The following is a 23871-nucleotide window of genomic DNA, read 5'->3' on the forward strand; positions in this document are numbered from 1 at the left end:
CTGAGCCAGGATCAAACTCTCCATTGAATGCCATATAAACCGGCAAACCACCCAAAGGGCAGCCCGCAGATCAACAAATGGAAAGCGGACACCCCGCAAAAGGGCACCCGATGAAACCTGGTCCACACGAGCTAGCACAGTGACACCCCAAAAGGCGCCACCACAAACAATCTCGTAATGCACCAAATGATGTCCTACCCCCGCGAAGTGGGTAGCAGGACCATAAATCAGTTGGCACTGACTTTCGGTACGCTGTTGAGTTCTCAAAGATCAAACGCGCACCCAGCAAAAGGCCTCTCAACCCTGCTCGGGGCAACCTGATCAACGCTACTGGATCTCCCCCAGGGTTTCAACCTGGCGTCTCATCCGGCCCGTCCGGTCTCGCGGAGCGACTGCTCCGACGGCTCCGTCTCCGGAGTTGACCTTCAGGATGTCCTACATGTTGTGGTCACCGGGCTCCACCCAGGCTGTGCAGGTCTCCCCGCTCCCTGTCCGGATCTCCGTCGGCAACAAGCAGAAAGTTACGGGCATGCTTCCGGCAAGTCAAATGTGCAGGTCAAGCATGTGAAGGTCTGGATCGATGCAGCTAGGGCAGGTGGCGATCCGGCGGCTTCGAGACCCTGTGACCGCCGATCCTCCAGTGACCCCCGGCACACTGCCGTTGATCGCGCGGTGCGGTATTTCCAGTTGCTTCAGCCGCAGGATCAGGGCCTGGCGCCCAGGTTGACGCCGGCGACGGCCCTCTTGCCGCGGCGGACCACCAGCAGCCGCCCGAACAGCAGATCCTCGGGCGATGGCATGTGCTCGGGATCGTTGATGCGCCGGTTGTTGATGTTCGCCCCGCCTTCGGCGATCGTGCGCCGCGCGTCGGAGGACGACGATGCCAGTCCGGTCGCCCGCAGCAGCTCGACGACCGTCGGCGGCGGTCCAGTCATCTCGTGAAGCCCTGCCTCGGACAGGGCAGCCTCGAGCGTCGCCTCGTCGACATCACCGAGGTCACCGCGGCCGAACAGGGCACCGCTGGCCGCCATGACGGACGCGGTCGCGGCCTCCCCATGGACCAGGGTCGTGACCTCGGCGGCCAACGCCCGTTGGGCCTCGCGGGCATGCGGCCTGACAGCGGTTGCTTCGGCCAGGGCTTCCAACTCGGCCCGGGTCCGGAAGGAGAACACCTTGAGGTAGCCGTCGACCGAGGCGTCCTCGACGTTGAACCAGAACTGGTAGAACGCATAGGGCGAGGTCAATTCACCATCGAGCCACACCGTGCCCGACTCCGTCTTGCCGAACTTCGTGCCGTCGGCCTTGGTGATCAACGGGGTGGTCAGCGCGTGGGCGACCTTCCCCTCGGCCTTGCGGATCAGTTCGGTCCCGCTCGTGAGATTGCCCCACTGGTCGTTCCCGCCGACCTGGAGCACGCACCCATACCGTCGGTGCAGCTCGAGGAAGTCCATCCCCTGCAGGATCTGGTAGCTGAACTCGGTGAACGACAGACCCTCGTCACTGTGGAGTCGTGCCGAGACGATCTCCTTCGACAGCATCCGGCCCATCCGGAAGTGCTTGCCGACGTCACGCAGGAAGTCGATGGCGCTCATCGGAGCGGTCCAGTCGAGGTTGTTGACGATGCGGGCGGCGAACGGACCGGTGAAGTCGAGGTACTTCTCCACCTGGCTCTGGATCTGCGCGACCCACTGGGCCACCACCTCGGGACCATTGAGCACGCGCTCCCCCGACATCCGGGGGTCACCGATCAGTCCGGTCGCGCCGCCCACCAGTCCGAGTGGCCGGTGACCGGCCTCCTGGATCCGGCGCATCGTCAGCAGCAGCACCAGGTTCCCGATGTGCAGGCTCCGCGCGGTGGGGTCGAATCCCCCGTAGAAGCTGACCGGTCCGGCGGACAGGGCGGCCGCCAATTCCGGCTCGTCGGTCGACTGGGCGATCAACCCGCGCCAGTGCAGATCCTCGAGCAACGGGTGGGTGGTCGGTGGGACTGGGTTCTCGTCGGACACGCATCTCATCCTGCCACCGGCTCGCCGGCCGTCGTGCCCCTCGCAGCGAGCGTCAGGCGGTGGCCGGCTCCGGCACGTCTACCGCGGCCAACAGCGCTGCTTCCTGCGCCTCGGTCTCCTTGCGGCCTTTCGGCCGGACCGTCAACACTGCGACCGCGGCAGCCAGGATGACGATGACCGGCACCACCATGGTCGGCTTCATCGCGTCGGTGAAGCCCGATGCGAAGGTATGCGAAGCGGCGGCCTTGATCGCGTCGGCCGTGCTGCCCGAGACACCTGACTGCACAGCAAACTCCGAGGCCTGGCCGGCACCAACGCGGATGCCGCCCTCACCGGCCCGAGCCATACCGTCCAGGAACGACTGCTGCACCCCGCCGGGCAGGGTGCCGACGGTGGCCTTCGCCTCCAGTGCCAGGTCTGCCGTCAAACGGTTTGCCAGCACGGCACCCAGGATGGCAGTGGCCAGCACCGACCCGAACTCCTGCAAGGTGTCGAGCACACCCGAGGCCACACCGGCCTGCGCGGGGTCGAGGTCACGGGTGGCCAGGCCGAACAACGGGGTCCAGACGCAGCCCATGCCGATACCGGAGACCAGGAGCCCTGGGACGAAGGCCCACTTCGACGAATCCGCCTTGGCCACCACGATGATGTAGAGCACGCCGACCCCGAACATCACCAGGCCGGCGAAGAGCACCCACTTCATGCTGACCTTGCCGGAACCACCGGCGCCTCCCGCGATCCCGGATGCGAACATCATCGCCAGTGATTGCACGCCCATCACGACGCCGGCGGCGACCGCGGACAACCCGAGCACCGATTGGTAGTAGATGGTGATCGGTAGGAATACCCCGACCATGGCGAATCCGGCTGCCAGCAGGACCAGCGTCATCACGGTGAAGGTGCGATCGCGGAACATGCCGAACGGCAGCAGCGGTTCCCCAGACTGCAGACGAACCTGGCGCCACAGGAACAGTCCGAGGAACACACCTCCGGCCACCAGGACCAGCGGGATCGACAGGATTCCACTGATCGTGCCCCACGAATAGCGCTCCCCCTCGATCAGTCCGAACACGACACCGAGCAGTCCGACGGTCAACAGCGCCACGCCCATCAGATCGAGGCGGTGCCGCAGACCGGGCCGGACGTCAGGCATGAAGGCGAAGGCAAGAACGGCAGCAATGATGCCGATCGGGACGTTGATGAAGAAGATCCAGCGCCAGCCGAAGTGGGTGACCACGAAGCCGCCGAGGGTCGGTCCGAGCAGCATGCCGAGACCGGACATGATGCCGGTCGCGGCGAACGCCGCGCCTCGCTGCTCGGGCTTGAGCACGGAGGTGATGATGGGCAGGCCCTGCGGTGCAAGCAGCGCGGCACCAAGTCCCTGGGCGCCGCGGAACGCGATCAGCTGACCGGGGCTCTGCGCGAGTCCGGACGCCAGGCTGGCGACCGTGAACAGGGACAGACCGATGAGGAAAACCGTTCGGGGACCGATGATGTCACCGAGGCGGCCGGCGGTGATCAGCAGTGCGGCGTAGAACAGCGAGTACGCCGAGCCGACCCACAGCACCGTCTCCAGACTGGCGCGCAGTTCCGTCACCAGATCGGGAATGGCGATGTTGACGATGGTGATGTCCAGGAGCGTCATGAACAGCCCGAGGCAGAACACCACCATGATCAGGACTGGCCGGACCGGACGGTTGCCGAACATCAGCACGCCGTTCGCCGTTCGCACCCCCGGCGGGGCTTCCACCGCCGCGGTGCTCGAGGTTGTTGCGGACATGACGTCACTTCCGTTCTGATCGTGGCTGCGAAAGGGGATGTGGTTGTGGGTGGTCAGGCTCCGACGGCGTCGACGGCGAGCGCCACCGGCGGGGCGGTCGGGACCGGTCCGAGGACGCGATCGACGTAGGGGTTGGCAAATCGACCGTCCGGGTCGACTCGCGCACGCAATTCAGTGGCCTCGTCGAACTTCTCGTACCGGCCGCGGAGGGTCTGGGCCGTCTGGGTGTGGACCTTGGCCCAGTGCGGCCGGCCACCGGCGGCCAACAGGATCTGCTCGACGCCCTCGAAGTACTCGGTGGCCGACTCCCGCCAGTACTGGTGCACCGCAACGTGAACGGACTGGCGTCCGTAGGAGTTGGACAGCGGGATGTCGTCGGCGGCCGTCATGCGTACCTCGACCGGGAAAGAGATCTTCAGGCCGCGATCGTCGATGAGCCGGCCGATCTCGGCCATCGCCGACGGCATGGCGGCCGGCTCGATCGAGAACTCCAGTTCCTGGAACCGCACGCGACGCGGAGTGGTGAACGCGACGTGCGAGTCGTCCGTGTAGTGCCTTGCCGAGGTGCCTTCGGTCACGGCCTTGTTGACATGCGGGATCATCCCCGGGAAGCGCGCGCCCAGGCGGCAGGTGACTCCGAAGAAGCCGTTGGCGAGCAGTTCGTCATCGACGAAGGACTTCCAGCGCGACAGCCGTTCCGGAGCAGCATCCTTGTCGAGACGGTTGCTGGACTTCACCAGCGCCGTCGGGGTGTGGGGGAACCAGAAGAATTCCAGATGGTCGCTGAGAGCGCTGCGCTCCAGGTAGGTCTCGAGGATCTCCGGGAGCGGCACCGGGCGCTCGTCGACGGCGATCAGGAAGGCCGGTACGCACTGCAGCGTCACCTCGGTGATCACACCGAAGGCGCCGAGACCCAATCGGGCCAAGGAGAACAGCTCCGGATGGACGGCGGCCGAACAGGCCACGACCGATCCGTCGGCCAGCACGATCCGCAGCCCGCGGACCTGGCTGGGCATGCCGGCGAAAGTGGCTGACGAGCCGTGGGTCCCGGTCGAGATCGCGCCGGCGATGGTCTGCGCGTCGATGTCGCCGAGGGTCTCCATGGCCAACCCGTAAGGCCGCAGCATCTCCGGTACGTCGTGCAGTCGGGTTCCGGCGCCGAGGGTGACAAGGCCGGTCTCGGCGGCGGCACTGCGCAGGCCGGTCAGGCGGTCCAGTCGCAGGATAACACCATCGGTAGCAGCGATCGGTGTGAACGAGTGGCCCGCCCCCACCGCTCGGACCCGTTGCCCTGCGGTCGCCGCGCGGCCGATCACCGCCGCCACCTCGGCCTCGTCCGCGGGGGAAATGATCTCCGCCGGGTGAGCCGTCACGGCCCGGCTCCAGTTGCGCCACGTAGTCACGGGATCTCCCTATCGGTCGAAAGGATCGTTCGGGCGAGACCAACAGTCGGACAACGGAAGTCCGTCCGGTTGCGTCCTGCTCCGATGAGTCGAGCGTGCCCGTGGGGGCAGGTGGGGTCAACCCTTGACCGACCCCTGCGGACCACCCCACCAGGGCCAATCACTCCCGGGCCGAACCCTCAAGGGCGGCGGCGCACTCCGGCGCGGTAGGCCGACACCGAGGGCGACCCGGTCACCCAGAACCGCCACGGCAACTGCGCGCCGACATTCACCCCGACCCGGGGTCCGCTGGACAACAGGGCGTCCGGCACCGGTTCACCGGTTCGTAGTGTCACCCGCGACGACGTGAGGCAGAGATCAAGGCCGTTCTGCTCGGCCCCCAGCCCGAGCACGGACGCCAGGCCGGCCGGTCCGCGGCCGAGATGCTCGAGTCTGGTGCCCCCGGCGCGCCTGCTCGCCGCCAGCTCGACACCCGAGAGCACCTCACCGGCGCGGAGCAGCACGGCCGAGGGCAGACCAACCGGGCCGGTGACGATGTTGGCGCACCAGTGCATTCCGTAGACGAAGTACGTGTACAGGTGACCCGGCTCGTCGAACATCACGGCATTCCGTCGGGTCAGACCGCGAAAGGCGTGTGACGCCGGATCGTCGTCACCGCGGTAGGCCTCGACCTCGGTGATCCGCAGAACCACCCGACCCTGCGGGGAATCGGAGACGATCACCCGGCCGAGCAGGGTCGGCGCCAGCAGGACGGCGTCGCCGCGCAGCGATGCTCGCGACAACACCCGGCCGACAAGGGGTCTGCCGCCGGAGGGCCGAACGATTCCGGGCATTGTCTTCGTCCTGCTGATTCGTCGTCAGAGCTGTCGCGCCATCAGAGCCGGGACAGCCAGGCACGGTCGGCCGCGATGGTGGCGCGCAGCAGGGCCAACTGCTCGGCCACCCGGATCGGCGCCGTCCCGCCGACGCCGTCGCGCGATGCCAGCGAGCCGGCCACCGTCAGCACCTCCCGGACCTCCGGGGTCAACGCCGGGTGGATGTCGGCCAGCTCGGCATCCGTCAGCTCGTCCAGACCGCGATCCGTCGATTCGGCCAGTGCCACGCAGGCGCCCGCGACCTCGTGGGCGACGCGGAACGGAATGCCCTGCCGCACCAGCCATTCGGCAATGTCGGTGGCGAGCGAGAAGCCGGCCGGCGCCATCGCCGCCATCCGGGCGACGTCGAATCGAAGGGTGGCTGTCATCCCGCGTACGGCCGGTAGCACCAGATGTAGTTGCTGGAGAGAATCGATCAGCGGTTCCTTGTCCTCCTGCAGATCCCGGTTGTAGGCCAGGGGCAGAGCTTTCAGGGTCGCCAGCAGCCCGGTCAGGTTGCCGATCAACCGGCCGGCCTTGCCGCGGGTCAGTTCCGCGATGTCCGGGTTCTTCTTCTGCGGCATGATCGATGACCCGGTCGAGAACGCATCATCCAACCTGGCATAGCCGAACTCGGCGGTGGTGAAGATGATGACCTCCTCCGACCAGCGGGACAGGTTGACCGCCAACATCGCCAGCACGAAGGCCAACTCGGCGGCGAAGTCGCGCGAGGCGGTGCCGTCGATCGAGTTGGCCACTGCGGAGTCCAGACCCAACTCCTTCGCGATCGCCTCCGGGTCCAGGCTCAGCGAGGACCCGGCCAGCGCACCGGAACCGTAGGGGGACACCGCGGATCGGCGGTCCCAGTCGCGTAGTCGGTCGATGTCCCTGGTCAGCGCTTGGGCGTGGGCGGCAAGGTGGTGGGCGAGCAGGACCGGCTGGGCGGCCTGGAAGTGGGTCCGTCCAGGCATGGCCGCGCCGGGGTGGGCCTCGGCCTGATCCACCAGGGCGTCCTGCAGATCGGTGATCAGCAACCCGATCCGGCGGGCTTCGTCGCGCAGGTACAGCCGGTACAGCGTGGCGACCTGGTCGTTCCGGGACCGTCCGGCGCGGAGCTTGCCGCCGAGTTCGGCCCCGGCCCGGTCCATCAGGCCACGTTCCAGCGCGGAGTGCACGTCCTCGTCACCCGCGATCGGGGCGAACGACCCGTCGACGACGTCGGTCGCCAGCGCGTCCAGCGCCGCCAGCATGCCGTCCAGTTCTTCGTCGCTCAGCAGGCCGGCCGTCCGCAGGACCCGTGCGTGGGCCCGGGATCCGGCGATGTCGTACGGAGCCAGCACCCAGTCGAAGTGGGTTGACCGGGACAGCTCGATCATCTCGGGCGACGGCCCTGACGCGAACCGGGCGCCCCAGAGCGGCGTCGCTTCGCTCACCGCGCACCTGCCCTGCTCGTGAGCCGGGCCGGGGTGGATGGTCGAGGTGAAGACATGCCGTTCATCGTGTCATGCGGGCGATGACGCGAACGCACTCGACCGAACCGGGTCCTGGTGGTGGCGATCGATCAGTCGTTGCCCCCGATCGCGAGCGCCATCAGCTGCTCGAGGTCGAGTTCGTCGACGCCGGTGGGTTCGTCGTCGACGTCAGGAGCCGCAAGCGATCCGGCCGGGCCCGTCGATCCCGTCAGACCGGCCAGCTCGAGCAACACGTCCCACAGCCCGGCCTCCCGGAGCCGATTGAGCGGGATGGATTGCAGCGCCTGACGGATGTCCCCGTCTCCGGAGTCGGTGTCTGCCGCCGGAACCATCTCGTCGAGAAGGTGGTCGACGAGCGCGGCCGTGGTCGGGTAGTCGAAGACCAGGGTCGACGGCAGGGTGAGCCCGGTGGCAGCCGACACCTTGTTCCGCAGTTCGATCGCCGTCAGCGAATCGAACCCGAGCTCGGTGAACGACCGTTCCGGATCGATCCCCTCGGCCGACTGGTGGTGCAGGACCTGCGCCACCTCCTTGGTGATCAGCGGGAGGAGGAATGCCCGCCGCGCCGACGGGTCCAGTGACATCAGGGTGGTGCCGATGGAGGCGGTCCGGGACTTCCGGACCTTCCGGGCCGGGGTTAGCCCGGAGATGATCGGTGTGTCGGTCGGCAGAGCAGCGGCATTGATGTCGACCGGCACCTGGACGCCGGTGTGGTGGTCCAGGACGTACCCGAGCAGTTCCACACCCTGCTCGATCGACAGCGGCGAGATGCCGCCGGCTGCCATGGCTTCGACGTCCAGATTCGCTGTCATACCGGCTGACGGTTCGACGCCACCGGTCGTGGCCGACACCCACGGGCCCCAGGCGAGCGAGAGGGTCCGTCCGTCGGAACGGTGCATCGCAAACGCGTCGAGGAAGGTGTTGGCCGCCGCATAGGCGGCCTGCCCGGCATTGCCCAGCGTTCCGGCGATGGAGCTGAACAGCACCGTCGGGACGCCCGGAGCGGCGTGCGCCAGCGCCAGGGCCGCCGCGACCTTGGGCCCGAACACCGTCCGCAGATGTTCGCCGTTCGTCGACGGAACGGTGGCATCGGCCAGTGCTCCGGCGGTGTGCACGACTGCTGCCAGGGGCGGCGTCAGGCCGGCGAACAGTGCAGCGAGGGCGTCGGTATCCGTGATGTCGACGGTGGTGAAGTGCACTGCTGCACCGAGCGTCTCGAGCTCCTCGGCCAAGCCGGAAGCGCCAGGGGCCTCGCTGCCGCGACGGGAGGCCAGCACCAGATTCCTGGCACCCCGGCGGGCCAGATGCAGCGCGGTGAGTGCGCCGAGCTGACCCGTGCCTCCGGTGATCATCACCGTGCCGGTGGTCAGATCGACGTCATCGAGGACGCCGGTGGCCTTGGTGGTCGTCGGAAGTAGCCGGGGGGCCAGCAGTTTCCCGCTCCGGAAGGCCTGCTCCGGCTCGTCGCCGGACCAGCCGGCCAACAACATCTTGGTGGCGGCGACCAGGTCGGTGGTAGCCGGGTCCAGGTCGATCAACGTGATGCGGCCCGGGTTCTCGGACTGGGCGACCCGCACCAGACCCGGCACACCGGCGTGGCTCAGGTCCAGGTGTCGGACGTCGGCGTCGCCGGCCGGCACTGCACCGCGGGTCACCACCAGCAGATGCGTGTCGATGGTGGCCGGGTCCGCCAGCCACCGTTGCACGGCGTGCAGCACGTCAGCAGTGTTGTCCAGCACGGTTTCCGCGTCCGGCGCCGCGACGGGCGCCGCGGGGCTGAGCGCCGGAAGGACAGCGAATTCCGGTCGTCTGCCCGTGATCGACGACAGTTCGTCGTGGACTTCGATGAAAGGTTCGAGGCCGCTCGAGGCCGCCGACCACGCGGATCCCACCGAGTCCGGCGTCCAGACGGCGACCGGGCCGCTGCGACCCGGATCGACGTCGGCCTCGACAGCCGTCCAGCCGACGTGGAAGAGACGGCTGGCCGCTCCGTTGGTGGAGGAGACGGGCATGGCGCGCGCAACTACCCTGCCGATCGTGACCAGCGGCTGGCCGGCGGTCGAGAACAACTGCAGGGCAGCCGAACCACCGCTTGTCTGCACTCGCACCCGCACGGCGCGCACGGACGTTGCGGTGTCGTCAACTGTGACGTCGTTGAAGCTGAAGGGGACGACGGGACCCGAGTTCTTTCCTGTTGCACGGCGGCCGTCGTCGTGCTCGCTGCTGCCGTCGAGCAACGAAAGGGCATGGAAGGCGGAGTCGAGGAGCGCGGGATGCACGCTGTGACCGGTCATCTCGACCTCGTCGTCCAACTCGACCTCGGCGAACACGGTGCCGTCGGCTGCCCGCCAGGCTGCGGTCAGGCCGGTGAAGATCGGACCGTAGTTCAATCCGGTCAGCGCCAGATCGTCGTAGTGAGCGCTCAGATCAACCGGCACCGCGCCGGTCGGCGGCCAGTGACCGATCTCCGGTGCCGGCCTGTCTCCAGCGTCGGTCCGATCGAGAAGCACCTGGGCGTGGGAGGTCCAGTCGTCCGACCCAGCCGCTCGGGAGTAGACGGTCAAGGTTTCGCCACTGGACTCCTCACTGGGAGGCCCCAGCACGAGTTGGAGATCCACGGGCCCGGTGTCCGGGATGACAATCGGTGCGATGACGGTCAACTCGTCGAGCGTGGTCGCTTCGACGACGGCCGCAATATGGGAGGCCAGGTCGATCAGGGCGGCGGCCGGAAGGATGACCGTGTCGCCGATGCGGTGGTCTGCCAGCCAGGGCTGGGCGGCCAGGGACAGCTGACCGGTGAAGACGGTCCCACCGCCTGCCGACCGGAGGGAGCCGCGGAGCAGCGGGTGGCTGCTCTGCTCCATGCCGGCCCCGCGGACATCGGTCGCCGAGACGCTGGGCAGCAACCAGTATCGCTCCCGGTCGAAGGCGTAGGTGGGCAGTTCGACGTGGTTCCCTCCGGCCAGGAGTTGGGTGAAGTCGATGGGTGCGCCGATGGTGAGCAGCTGCGCCAGGCCGGTGAGGAACGTGGTGGGCTGGTCGCGGTCGCGGCGCTGCAGCCCGACCACGGTGATCGTGCTGGTGATGCTGCTGGTCGTGCTCGCGTCGAGGGTGTCCTGGGTGGGGGCGGTCAACGCCGAATCGGGTCCGACCTCCACGATCGCGGCGACACCGAGACCGGCGATGGTGGTGACGGTGTCGGCGAACCGCACCGCCGCCCGCACATGCTCAGCCCAGTACTGCGCGGTTTGCAGCTGTCCGGGTTCGGCGACCTTTCCGGTCACCCCGGACACGATCGGGAAGCGTTGCACCCCGAACTCGATGCCGGCCAACGCCTGCTCGAACTCCGCGAGCATCGGCACCATCAACGCACTGTGGAAGGCGTGGGAGACCGTCAGCTGCTTGCAGCGGACCCCGCGGCCGGTGAACACCTGCACCAGCTGCTGCACGGTTTCGATGTCGCCGGAGATGACGGTGGACGTCGGCGAGTTGACCGCCGCGACCTCCACCCCCTGGTGCGCACTGAGAATTTCCTGGACGGTGGTTTCGTCGGCGCCGATGGCGGCCATCCCACCACCGGCGGGCAGCGCATCCATCAACGCACCGCGGGTGACGACCAGCAACGCCGCATCTTCCAGGGTGAGCACCCCGGCGACGTGGGCGGCGGTGATCTCCCCCACCGAATGGCCCGCCACCACCGCGGGGGTCAGCCCGAACGAGGCGGTCAAGGCGAACAGCGCCGTCTCCACCGCGAACAACGCGGGCTGGGTGTACCGGGTCCGATCCAGCAGTGCGGCTGCGGCGGAACCGGGTTCGGCGAACACCACCGACTTCAACCCGACCCACGACTTGTCGGACGCAGCAGCCGCATCGACCGCGGCAGCAGCAGCGTCGAACGCCGCCGCGAACACCGGATGCGCCTCGTATAGACCAGCGCACATCCCGACCCGCTGCGCACCCTGACCGGTGAACACCACCCCGACACTCGAGGCAGATCGACCGGCAATGCCCTGGACCGCAGCGGTGGTCGGCTGCTCGTCGACGAAAGCGGCCAACGCTGAACGCTTCTCCGTGCTGTCCGTCCCGGTGATCACCAGGCGATGGTCGAACCGACTCCGCTGCCAGAGGGTGGTGGCCACGTCGGCGTCGTCCAGCGGCAGAAGTGTGCCGACGAGCGCGCGAGCCTGGCCGCGGAGAGCTGCCGGGGACTTGGCGGACAGGATCCACGGCGCGGACACGGCACCGGGCGACGTGACAGGGAGACGGACCGGATCCGGTTCCTCGACGATCACGTGGGCGTTGGTCCCCGAGATGCCGAAGGAGGAGACCGCGGCTCTCCGGGGTCGGTCGGAAGCCGGCCAGTCCCGTTGCTGCGTCAGCAGTTCCACCCGACCTGACGTCCAGTCGACCTTCGCCGAGGGCTCCGACACATGCAGGGTCGCCGGCATGACCCGATGGCGCATCGCCTGCACCATCTTGATGATCCCGCCGATACCGGCCGCCGCCTGCGAGTGCCCGATGTTGGACTTGAGCGACCCGAGATAGGCCGGCGACTCACCGTCGCTGCGCTGGCCGTAGGTGGCCAGCAACGCCTGCGCCTCGATCGGATCGCCGAGCGGGGTGCCGGTCCCGTGGGCCTCGATCAGATCGATGTCGGCGACAGTCAGGCTTCCGCTGTCCAGCGCGCTGCGGATCACCCGCTGTTGCGCGGGACCGTTCGGGGCGGTCAATCCGTTGGACGCACCGTCCTGGTTGATCGCCGAACCCCGGATCACGGCCAGCACCGGATGTCCCAGGCGCCGAGCGTCGGAAAGCCGCTCCAGCAGGAGCATCCCGGCACCTTCGGCCCAGCCGGTGCCGTCCGCGTCATCGGAGAACGCCTTGCAACGACCGTCAGCAGCCAATCCCCGCTGACGAGAGAAGTCGAGGAAGGCATCCGGGGTGGCCATCACCGTGACACCGCCGGCCAGGGCAAAGCTGCACTCCCCGTTGCGGATCGCCGCGGCGGCCTGATGCACCGCCACCAAGGACGACGAGCAGGCCGTATCGATCGTCACGGCCGGACCCTGCAGACCCAGCGTGTACGAGACCCGGCCGGAGGCAATGGATCCGCCGACGCCGAATAGTCCGTCGACACCGGCAGCCACCCGATCGGCACCGGTTCCGTAGTCGTGGTACATCACGCCGGCAAATACGCCGGTCGACGAACCACGCAGCGACGCGGGCGTGATGCCCGCTGATTCGATTGCTTCCCAGGAGGTCTCGAGCAGCAGGCGATGTTGGGGATCCATCGCCAGGGCCTCCCGCGGCGAGATGCCGAAGAAGTTGGCGTCGAAACCGCCGACGTCCCTCAGAAAGCCGCCGCTGATGCAGCAGGTCTTGCCGGCAGCGGCCGGATCCGGGTCGTACAGCCCGGCTACATCCCAGCCGCGATCGTGCGGGAACTCCTCGACACCGTCGCCGCCGCGATCCACCAGATCCCAGAGCTCGTCGGGGGTGGTGACGCCGCCGGGGAATCGGCAACCCCATCCGACGATGGCGATCGGGTCGTCGCTCGAGTGCGACACCGGCGCAACCACAGCAACTTCCGTGGAGGCGACGACAACCAGTTCGGTCAGCAGATGATCGGTGACCGCCGTGACGTTCGGGAAGTCGAAGACAAGCGTCGCCGGGAGGGTCAGGGACGTCGCAGTCCCCAGCTTGTTGCGCAGGTCGATGGCGGTCAGTGAATCGAACCCGAGTTCGGTGAACGATTGGTCCGGATCGATGGTGCCGGGGTCTGCATGGTGCAGGACGGCCGCCACCTGCTCCCTGACGATCGTGGCCAGGTAGGCGTGTCGTTGCCCGTCGCCCAGGGTGACCAGGTGAGCAGACAGCCCGCCACTGCGGCGCTTGGTCACGCGGTGGGCGGGCCGCAATGCGGCCAGCACCGGCAGATCCTGATCGAGACGGGAAGGATCGAGATCGACCGGCACCTGGGATCCGTTGAGATGGGACAGGCTGTACCCCAACAGATCGAGGCCGTGTTCGGCCGTCAGCGGGAGGACACCACCGTCCGTCATGGCTCGGGTGTCGAGTGTGCTGGTCATCCCCTGCTCGGTTGACTCCCACGGACCCCAGGCCAACGACAACAGGCGAGCACCGTGGTGCGCGCCGTGAGCGGCCACGGCATCCAGGAAGGTATTGGCCGCCGCGTAGCCAGCCTGACCCGCATTGCCCAGCGTGCCGGCGACGGAGCTGAACAGGACCAGCGGAATACCCGGTGCCGCCTGCAGGAGGGCAAGTGTGGCATCGACCTTCGGCCGGAATACCGTCTGCAGACGGGATTGGTCCGTGCCAGGGACGGTGGCATCGGCCAGGACCCCGGCGGTGTGCACGATGGCCACCAGCGGCGAGTCCGGCAGGTCGCACAACGCGGTCAGCGCGGCGGTATCGGTGAGATCCACAGTGCTGAAGGTGACTTCGGTGCCGAGGATCTCCAGTTCGGCGCGGAGCGCTTCTGCCCCTGGGGCGTCCGATCCGCGGCGGGAGGCCAGGATCAATCTCCGTGCGCCCCTGGTCGCCAGGTAGCGGGCGGAGAGCGCAGCCAGCTGACCGGTGCCTCCGGTGATCAGCACCGTTCCGCCGGCCAGGTCGACGTCATCGAAGACGGCCGCGGCCGGGGTGGTGTCGCCGGTGGACGGGCGAGTGGGGACCAGGCGGGGAACCCAGAGGTGCCCGGCGCGGATGGCCTGCTCGCCCTCCGACGACCAGCCAGTCAGGAGGGTCTCGGTAGCAACGGTCAGGTCGGAAGTGTCCGGGTCCAGGTCGATCAGGGTGATGCGGTCGGGATTCTCCTGCTGTGCAACGCGTACCAGGCCCGGGACGCCGGCCTGGGTCAGATCCGTGCGCTGCTGGTCGATGCCTTCGACTGTCAGGTGGCTGGCGCCGCGGGTGACGACCAGCAGGCGGGTGTGGGTCAGACCCGGATGCGCGAGCCATCGTTGCAGCGCCGTGAGCACCGCGTCGGTCCTGAGCAGTACGCCGGCAGAATCGGGTAGGCGACTATTGGCTGCTGCAGGCCAGGCTTCTCGCTGATCGTCCTGATTGGTGGCCAGGAGCAGCACCTGCGCCGGCCGGTCGGCGGCAATGAGATCCAGGTCGTCGACGATCTGGAACCGCCCATCGAGGGCCACCGGGGAGCCGTTGCTCCACACCACGAGCGGAGCACCCGGGTCTGGTTCGATATCGACCGCGGTGTGGATCCAGTCCAGGTGGTAGAGACCTCGGACCGGCCCGGACGGCATGGTCGACGTGAGCTCGCGGGCGGTCAATCGTTCGATGCGCGCAATCGCGGAGCCGTTGGCATCGAACAGCTTCACCGCGCACGACCCGCCGGGAAGCTGGGTCGCGACGACCCGCGCTGCCCGGTGTCGGCCGCCGGCGACCGACACGTCACCGAACGAGAACGGAACTGTCGGCGTGGATCCGGCGGGTTGGTCGGCCGGATCGAGCAACGGCAATGCGTGCAAGGCGGCATCGAGGAGTGCGGGATGCACACTGTGGCCATCGACCGAGATGCTGTCGTCGAGTTCCACCTCGGCGACGACCCCGCCGTCGCTCGTGCGCCAGGCCGCCACGAGGTTGGCGAACGCCGGGCCGTAGTTCAAACCGGTGAGGGCGAGCCGGTCGTAGTGGCCATCGAGGTCGACGGGGACGGACCCGGGCGGCGGCCACACCGACGGCCCGACCGAGGAAGTCGCACCGTCATGGGTGAGAATGCCTTGAGCGTGCAAGGTCCAGTCGTCGGTCCCGTCGATACGGGCGTGGATGGTGAGGTTCACGGTGCCGGCCGGCTCGATCGACGGCGTGGTGGTCACCTGGATCGTGGTGCCCGCCGAGCTCGGGACGACGAGCGGTGCGACCGTGGTCAACTCGCGGAGGTGGGGGGCATCGCAGTGCTCCCCGGCATGGGCGGCCAGATCGATCAACGCGGCGCCCGGCAGGATCACGGTGTCGCCGATCTGATGATCGGCCAACCATGGATGGCTGGTGATGGACAGCTTGCCGGTGTAGGTGGTCGCCCCGGTCCCGGCGTGGTGGAAGGTGGCAGCCAGGAGCGGATGGGTGGTGCTGTCCAGTCCGGCTGCCTCGGCGTTGCCCCGAGCGGCGGCCGGCAGCAGCCAGAACTGCTGGTGCGCAAACGCATACGTCGGCAGCGGGACACGTTGCACGCCATCGAAGGTGGGAGTGAAGTCGATCGGGGCGCCGATGGTGAGCAGCTGCGCAAGGCCGGTGAGGAACGTGGTGTGCTGGTCGCGGTCGCGGCGCTGCAGCCCGACCACCGTGATGTTGCTGGCGGATGGGCTTGCTTCGAGGGTGTCCTGGGTGGGGGCGGTCAACGCCGAATCGGGTCCGACCTCCACGATCGCGGCGACACCGAGACCGGCGATGGTGGTGACGGTGTCGGCAAACCGCACCGCCGCCCGCACGTGCTCGGCCCAGTACCGCGCGGTTTGCAGCTGGCCGGGTTCGGCGACCTTCCCGGTCACCCCGGACACCACCGGGAACCGCTGCACCCCGAACTCGATGCCGGCCAATGCCTGCTCGAACTCCGCGAGCATCGGCACCATCAACGCGGAGTGGAACGCGTGGGAGACCGTCAGCTGCTTGCAGCGGACCCCGCGGCCGGTGAACACCTGCACCAGCTGCTGCACGGTTTCGATGTCGCCGGAGATGACGGTGGACGTCGGGGAGTTGACCGCAGCGATCTCCACATTCGGGTGGTCGGCAAGGATCTGCTGGACGGTCTGCTCGTCGGTTCCGATGGCGGCCATCCCACCACCGGCGGGCAGCGCATCCATCAACGCACCGCGGGTGACGACCAGCAACGCCGCGTCTTCCAGCGACAGGACCCCGGCGACGTGGGCGGCAGTGATCTCCCCCACCGAATGCCCCGCCACCACCGAGGGGGTCAGCCCAAAGGAGGACGCCAACGCGAACAGCGCCGACTCCACCGCCAACAACGCAGGCTGGGTGTACCGGGTCCGATCCAACAACATGGCTGCGGCGGAACCGGGTTCGGCGAACACCACCGACTTCAACCCAGCCCACGAACTGTCGGACCCGGCAACGGCATCGACCGCCGCAGCAGCAGCGTCGAACGCCCCCGCGAACACCGGATGCGCCTCGTACAGACCAGCGCACATCCCGACCCGCTGCGCACCCTGACCGGTGAACACCACCCCGAGACCGGCGAACGACCGGGCCGCCGTCCCGCTCACTGCGTCCGCAGCGTCAACACCCGAAGCGAAGGCCTGCAGGGACTGACATTTCGAGGTCGGGTCCGATCCGGTGAACACCACCCGGTGCTCGAACCGGGTCCGGTCCCACAGCGATGCGGCCACCCGGACGTCCGAGATCGGCCGGTTGGACAGCTGATCCGCCAGCCGCGCCGCCTGCAGTCGCAGCGCCGCATCGGATTTGGCGGACAACAGCCACGACGAACCCGCCGGCCCGTGGGCGACCGCGGTCGGCACGATGTCGGCAGCGGGGAATTCCTCGACGATCAGATGCGCGTTCGTCCCGGAGATGCCGAAGGAGGACACTGCTGCCCGACGCGGTCGATCCAGAGCCGGCCACTCTCGTTGCTGTGTCAGCAGTTCCACCTGACCGGACGCCCAGTCGATCTTCTCCGACGGGCGCTCCGCGTGCAGGGTGGCGGGCATGACCCCGTGCCGAATCGCCTGCACCATCTTGATGATGCCGCCGACTCCGGCGGCCGCCTGGGAATGGCCGATGTTCGACTTCAATGACCCCAGATAGGCCGACCCATCGCTTTCACCACGCTGCCCATAGGTCGCCAGCAACGCCTGCGCCTCGATCGGGTCCCCCAGCGGTGTCCCGGTGCCATGTGCCTCGATGAGATCCACGTCGCCGGGCTGCAGATCGGCGCTGTCCAGTGCCCCCCTGATCACCCGCTGCTGTGCCGGACCGTTCGGAGCCGTCAACCCGTTGGATGCGCCGTCCTGGTTGACCGCCGAGCCGCGGATCACCGCCAGGACCGGGTGTCCCAATCGCTGAGCGTCGGAAAGCCGCTCCAACAGCAGCATTCCGGCGCCTTCTGCCCACCCCGTACCGTCGGCCTCATCGGAGAAGGCCTTGCAACGACCATCAGCGGCCAACCCACGCTGACGGGAGAAGTCCACGAAGATCTCGGGCGTAGCCATGACGGTGACCCCGCCGGCCAGGGCAAAGCTGCACTCCCCGGTGCGAATCGCAGCCGCTGCCTGGTGGACAGCGACCAGGGACGACGAGCACGCCGTATCGATCGTCACAGCCGGTCCCTGAAGACCCAGCGTGTACGACACCCGGCCCGACGCAATGGATCCGCCGACCCCCAGCAGACCGTCCACCCCGGCGGCCACCCGGTCCGCTCCGGTCCCGTAGTCGCCGTACATCACCCCGGCGAAGACACCGGTCGACGAACCACGCAGCGACGCGGGCGTCATGCCGGCTGATTCGATGGCTTCCCAGGACGTTTCCAGCAGCAGCCGGTGCTGGGGGTCCATCGCCAGCGCCTCCCGCGGCGACACCCCGAAGAAGCCGGCGTCGAAACCACCCGCGTCGGAGAGGAACCCACCGTGCACCGAATAGGTCTTGCCGCTCACCGACGGGTCCGGGTCGTACAGCCCGGCAACGTCCCATCCACGGTCGGTCGGGAATGGGGCGATCGCATCTCCACCGCCGACCACCAGATCCCAGAGCTGGTCCGGCGTGTCGATCCCGCCCGGGAATCGGCACCCCCACCCGATGATCGCGATTCGATCGTCGTCCACCTGCGCCGGCCGATCGGTGTGCACGACATCGTCGTCCAGGATCTCCATGTCGCCGTACAGCTCGTGGACGACGTACTCGGCCAACACTTCCGGTGTCGGGTAGTCGAAGACCAGGGTGGCCGGCAGCGGAACACCCACCGCTTTGGACAGCCGGTTGCGAAGGTCGAGGGCCATCAGGGAATCGAAGCCGAGATCGGTGAAGACCGCGTCCGAGTCGACCCCGTCGATGCTGGCGTGACCGAGGACCGATGCCACACTCTGCCGAACCACTTCCAGGGCGGCGGCGAGCCGCTCCACCTGGCTCACCTGGCCAACGGTGGATAGCGCGTTCTGCCGGGTGGCCTGCCGCAGGGCGAGGCGGGTCACCGGGACGATGGACCGCCACCGGGGCGCGACATCGCCGGATCGGGCCAGGGCCGCAGGGTCCAGCACGATCGGGACCAGTACGCCGGTGGCGGATTCGACGGCGGCCTCGGCCGTCGCGCGGTCGAAGAGATTCATGCCGGTGGCCCGGTCGAGAATGCCGTAACCGGACTTCTGCATCCGGGTCAGCTCGAGCGCGGACACGGTGGAAGCCATGCCGTCCAGCGTCTCCCACATCCCCCAGGCCAGGGACAGACCTGGCAGCCCCAGCCCCCGGCGGAAGGAGACCAACGCGTCGACAAAACTGTTGGCGGCAGCGTAGTTGCCCTGCCCGCCAGTACCGAGGACACCGGCAGCCGAGGAATACAGGATGAAGTGCTGGAGCGGCAGGTCGAGTTCGATGGTCAACCGATGCAGCAGCCACGCGGCATCCACCTTGACCGCGAAAACCGTGCCGAATGCCTGATCGTCGAGATTCTCGACCAGCGCATCCGCGAGGACGCCTGCGGCCATCACGATGCCGGTCACCGGGCCACGCTCCGTAGCACGGATCAGCACGGACCTGACCGCGCATTCGTCTGATACGTCGCAGGAGTCGACCCGGACATCGGCGCCGAGACCGGCCAGGTCGGTGACCAGATCGACGACACCGGGTGCTGCCATTCCACGTCGGGAGACGAGAACGATGTTCCGCACGCCGCAGTCCTGCACCAGATGCCGGGCGGTAATGCTGCCCAGACCACCGGTTCCGCCGACGACCACGACCACACCCTCCGGATCCCACTGTGCGGCAGACGATGCGGCGAGGGCGGCAGACGATGCGAGGGGCATCCGGGCTGCCGTTGCGGCGATGTTGACCCTGATGAGACGCGGAGCCAGCGCTTGGGCGCCCCGGAAGGCCACCTCCTGCTCGTCCGTCACCCCCACACCCGCAGCGACCTCGCCGAGCCAGTCCGCGGTTTCGACGTCGATGAGACGGAAGCGGCCGGGATGCTCCGAGATGGCGGAGCGGACGAGACCGGACACGGCCGCCCCCGCCAGATCGGTCCCTGCGGCGACGCCACTGGTGACCACGACGAGCATCGACCCGGCGGACCGGCGGTCGAGCAGCCACTCCTGCAGCACTTCCAGGACACGAACGCATTCCACGCGGGCCTGGCCCGCTGGATCGACCCCGGAGCCGGCGACCAACCGGCCGGCAGGGAGGACCACCACCGGCGGGACGCTCAACAGTCCGGCAAAGCTCTGCACGCTATCGATGACCACCAGTTCCGCTGGATTCACCGACCTCTGGGGAGTGACCGGAACCCACCCTGGCTGGAACAGTGACCGGTCGGCCAGCGCCGCCACGGGATCGGCGGACGCACGAGCCCTGACGCGCAGAGCACCGATGGACACCGCGGGCGATCCGGCCTCGTCGAACAGATCCACTCGCCAGGAGCCATCTTCCGCCCGGGTCGAGACCACCCGTGCTGCAACCAGACCGGTGGCATGGACCACGACGTCGTCGAAGGAGAACGGCAGCGCAGCGCCACCGGGGTCGGTATCGTCCGCCATCATCCCGAGGGTGTGCAGGGCTGCGTCGAGCAGTGCCGGATGGACCCCGAAACCGGCGACCTCCACGCCGGCGGGCAGGGACACCTCGCCGTATGCGATCGAGCCGGCGACCCAGCCCGCGCGCAGGCCCGCGAAGACCGGACCGTAGTGCAGACCTGTTGCGGCGAGAGCGAGATAGGAATCGGCTGGATCCACCTGACGACCGCCCACTGGTGGCCAGCTCGGCAGGGACAGCGAGCCCTCAGGACCGCGCCCCGAGAGCACTCCGGTAGCACGGAGCGACCAGGGTGCGGCCGTCTCGTGGCGTGCGTGCACCTGGACCTGACGGTCGGCGTGCTCGTCCGCGCCGGACACCGACACCCGGACGTCCACGCCGTTGCCCGCGATGACCAGCGGCGCCGTGAGGACCAATTCGGCCAGGGCACCGGTCCCGGCATCCCGGCCGACCGAGAGCACCAGATCGACGAGGGCTGTACCGGGCACGATCACCTCGTCGTCGACGCGATGATCTGCCAGCCACGGTGAGGACGCGAGGGACAGCCGGCCGGTGGCCAGCAGACCGCCGTCGGCGGTCTCGATCACTGCGCCGAGCAGAGGGTGATCGGACGCCGTAAGCCCGGCGGCGGCCACATCTCCGCGGGCGGGAGAGTCTGCCAGCCAGTACTGCTGGTGGTCGAAGGCGTAGGTGGGCAGTTCCGTATGCGTTCCGCCTGCGAGGAGCTGGGTGAAGTCGATGGGTGCGCCGATGGTGAGCAGCTGCGCCAGCCCGGTGAGGAACGTGGTGGGCTGGTCGCGGTCGCGGCGCTGCAGCCCGACCACGGTGATCGTGCTGGTGATGCTGCTGGTCGTGCTCGCGTCGAGGGTGTCCTGGGTGGGGGCGGTCAACGCCGAGTCGGGTCCGACCTCCACGATCGCGGCGACACCGAGACCGGCGATGGTGGTGACGGTGTCGGCGAACCGCACCGCCGCCCGCACATGATCAGCCCAATACCGCGCGGTCTGCAGCTGTCCGGGTTCGGCGACCTTCCCGGTCACCCCGGACACCACCGGGAAGCGTTGCACCCCGAACTCGATACCGGCCAACGCCTGCTCGAAGGCGGCGAGCATCGGCACCATCAACGCGGAATGGAAGGCGTGGGAGACGGTCAGCTGCTTGCACCGGACCCCGCGGCCGGTGAACACCTGCACCAGCTGCTGCACGGTTTCGATGTCGCCGGAGATGACGGTGGACGTCGGCGAGTTGACCGCCGCGACCTCCACCCCCTGGTGCGCACTGAGAATTTCCTGGACGGTGGTTTCGTCGGTTCCGGTGGCGGCCATCCCGCCGCCGGTGGGTAGCGCATCCATCAACGCACCGCGGGTGACGACCAGCAACGCCGCATCTTCCAGGGTGAGGACCCCGGCGACGTGGGCGGCGGTGATCTCACCGACCGAATGGCCCGCCACCACCGCGGGGGTCAACCCGAACGAGGCGGTCAAGGCGAACAGCGCCGACTCCACCGCGAACAACGCGGGCTGGGTGTACCGGGTCCGATCCAACAACATGGCTGCGGCGGAACCGGGTTCGGCGAACACCACCGACCTGAGCCCAACCCAGGACCCGTCATGCGAAGCAGCGACAGCGTCGATCGCCGCGGCGGCCTGATCGAACGCCGCCGAAAACACCGAGTACCCCCGGTACAGACCAGCGCACATCCCGACCCGCTGCGCACCCTGACCGGTGAACACCACACCGAGACCGGCGAACGACCGGGCGGCCGCGCCGATGACGGCGAGGTCGGTGCGGCCCTCGAACAACGACTGCAGGGCGGTGACCTTGGCCTCGTAGGAGTCGCCGAAGATCACCGCGCGGTGCTCGAATCTCGACCGATTCCACAGGGTCGCGGCGATGTCCAGATCGTCGGCGACACCTCCGGCCACGGACATGGAAAATCTGCCGGCCTGGGCGGTCAAGGCAGCCGCGGACTTGGCGCTCAGCACCCACGGCAACAGCCCCGGAACAGCCGGGGCCGACCCGTCAGGCGCCTCCTCGCTGACAGCGACGACATCGGAGGGAAGGAACTGCTCGACGATGACGTGGGCGTTCGTACCGGAGATGCCGAACGAGGACACCGCGGCGCGGCGCGGCCGGTCCAGGTCCTGCCATTCCCGTTGTTGCGTCAACAGTTCCACCTGGCCGGACGCCCAGTCGACCTTGGCCGACGGCTCCGACACATGAAGGGTGACGGGCATGAGTCCGTGCCGGATCGCCTGCACCATCTTGATGATCCCGCCGACCCCCGCGGCCGCCTGCGCATGGCCGATGTTCGATTTCAACGAACCCAGAAAAGCCGGCGAACCGCCCTCGCTGCGCTGGCCGTAGGTGGCCAGCAACGCCTGCGCCTCGATCGGATCGCCGAGCGGGGTACCGGTCCCGTGCGCCTCGATGAGGTCGACATCGGCCGGCGTCAGGCGGGCATTCTCGAGCGCGCTGCGGATGACCTTCTGCTGCGCAGGCCCATTCGGCGCCGACAACGTCGAACTGGCACCATCCTGGTTGACCGCCGAACCCCGGATCACCGCCAGGACCGGGTGTCCCAGCCGCTGGGCTTCGGAAAGCCGCTCCAGCAGTAGCATTCCGGCTCCCTCGGCCCATCCGGTGCCGTCGGCGTCGTCGGAGAAGGCCTTGCACCGACCATCGGCGGCCAATCCACGCTGACGGGAGAAATCGATGAAGGTTTCCGGCGTGGCCATCACCGTGACGCCACCGGCCAGGGCAAAGCTGCACTCCCCGTTGCGGATCGCAGTGGCTGCCTGGTGCACCGCCACCAGGGACGAGGAGCAGGCCGTGTCGATGGTCACCGCCGGGCCCTGCAGACCGAGCGTGTACGACACCCGGCCCGACGCAATGGATCCGCCGACCCCGAGCAGTCCCTCCACGCCGGCGGCCACCCGATCCGCACCGGCCCCGTAGTCGGCGTACATCACCCCGGCGTACACCCCCGTCGTGGAGCCACGCAGCGAGGCCGGAGCAATGCCCGCCGATTCGATTGCCTCCCATGAGGTCTCCAGCAGCAGGCGGTGTTGCGGGTCCATCGCCAAGGCCTCGCGCGGCGACACCCCGAAGAACCCGGAGTCGAAACCACCCGCTTCGGACAGGAAACCACCGTGCACCGAATAGGTCTTGCCACTCACCGAAGGATCCGGGTCGTAGATGCCGGCGACGTCCCAGCCGCGATCGGTCGGGAACGGGACGATCGCGTCCCCACCCCCGGCCACCAGATCCCACAGCTCCGCCGGCGACGACACCCCACCTGGAAAACGGCAGCCCCAGCCCACGATCGCAACGGGCTCGGTCGCCCGATCGTTCAACTCCCGGATCCGGCGCTTGGCGTCGCGCAGATCGGTGGTCGCACGCTTGAGGTATTCCAGGAGCTTGGCTTCGTCGGACACGGAGTTCTCCAGCATCACTTCGGTGCCCGCTCGCGCGGGCACGTGGACTTCCATCGGTGCAGACGCGTGCACCACCTTGGGACCCAGTCTTCGCAGTCATCCGTCGAAGGCCAACCCCTTGCGCCCCCCAGACTGTGTCCATCACCCCCATGTGCCCGGAGCGGTTCCACCCGCCGCCGCGCGTGCG

General features: G+C 68.3%; 6 protein-coding genes. All 6 read right to left on the bottom strand.

Going from position 1 to position 23871, the window contains the following annotated elements; all coding sequences use genetic code 11:
• Positions 1-704 precede the first annotated feature (704 nt).
• The 6 genes from tyrS to ABIB25_RS12005 all read right to left on the bottom strand — a co-directional run bounded on the left by tyrS (position 705) and on the right by ABIB25_RS12005 (position 23699).
• Positions 705-2006, bottom strand: coding sequence for a tyrosine--tRNA ligase (tyrS, locus tag ABIB25_RS11980; RefSeq protein WP_354528685.1), 1302 nt, complete (start codon positions 2004-2006; stop codon positions 705-707).
• Positions 2007-2058: 52 nt separating this feature from the next.
• Positions 2059-3786 carry a DHA2 family efflux MFS transporter permease subunit gene (locus tag ABIB25_RS11985; protein WP_354528686.1) on the bottom strand — a complete coding sequence of 576 codons (1728 nt, stop codon included), beginning with the start codon at positions 3784-3786 and terminating at the stop codon, positions 2059-2061.
• A gap of 53 nt (positions 3787-3839) precedes the next feature.
• Positions 3840-5189, bottom strand: a complete 1350-nt coding sequence (locus ABIB25_RS11990; RefSeq protein WP_354528687.1) for a D-arabinono-1,4-lactone oxidase — start codon at positions 5187-5189, stop codon at positions 3840-3842.
• A gap of 179 nt (positions 5190-5368) precedes the next feature.
• A complete protein-coding gene (locus ABIB25_RS11995) occupies positions 5369-6022 on the bottom strand; it encodes a DNA-3-methyladenine glycosylase (protein ID WP_354528688.1) in 654 nt (217 codons plus the stop codon).
• A 41-nt stretch (positions 6023-6063) separates the two neighbouring features.
• Positions 6064-7476: an argininosuccinate lyase gene (gene argH, locus ABIB25_RS12000; RefSeq protein WP_354528689.1), complete on the bottom strand. Its 1413-nt coding sequence runs from the start codon at positions 7474-7476 to the stop codon at positions 6064-6066.
• A gap of 128 nt (positions 7477-7604) precedes the next feature.
• Entirely contained in the window at positions 7605-23699 is a 16095-nt protein-coding gene (locus ABIB25_RS12005; RefSeq protein ID WP_502919804.1) for a type I polyketide synthase, read from the bottom strand.
• Positions 23700-23871 lie beyond the last annotated feature (172 nt).

The sequence above is a fragment of the Nakamurella sp. UYEF19 genome, from assembly GCF_040546275.1.
In the GTDB taxonomy this organism is placed as follows: domain Bacteria; phylum Actinomycetota; class Actinomycetes; order Mycobacteriales; family Nakamurellaceae; genus Nakamurella.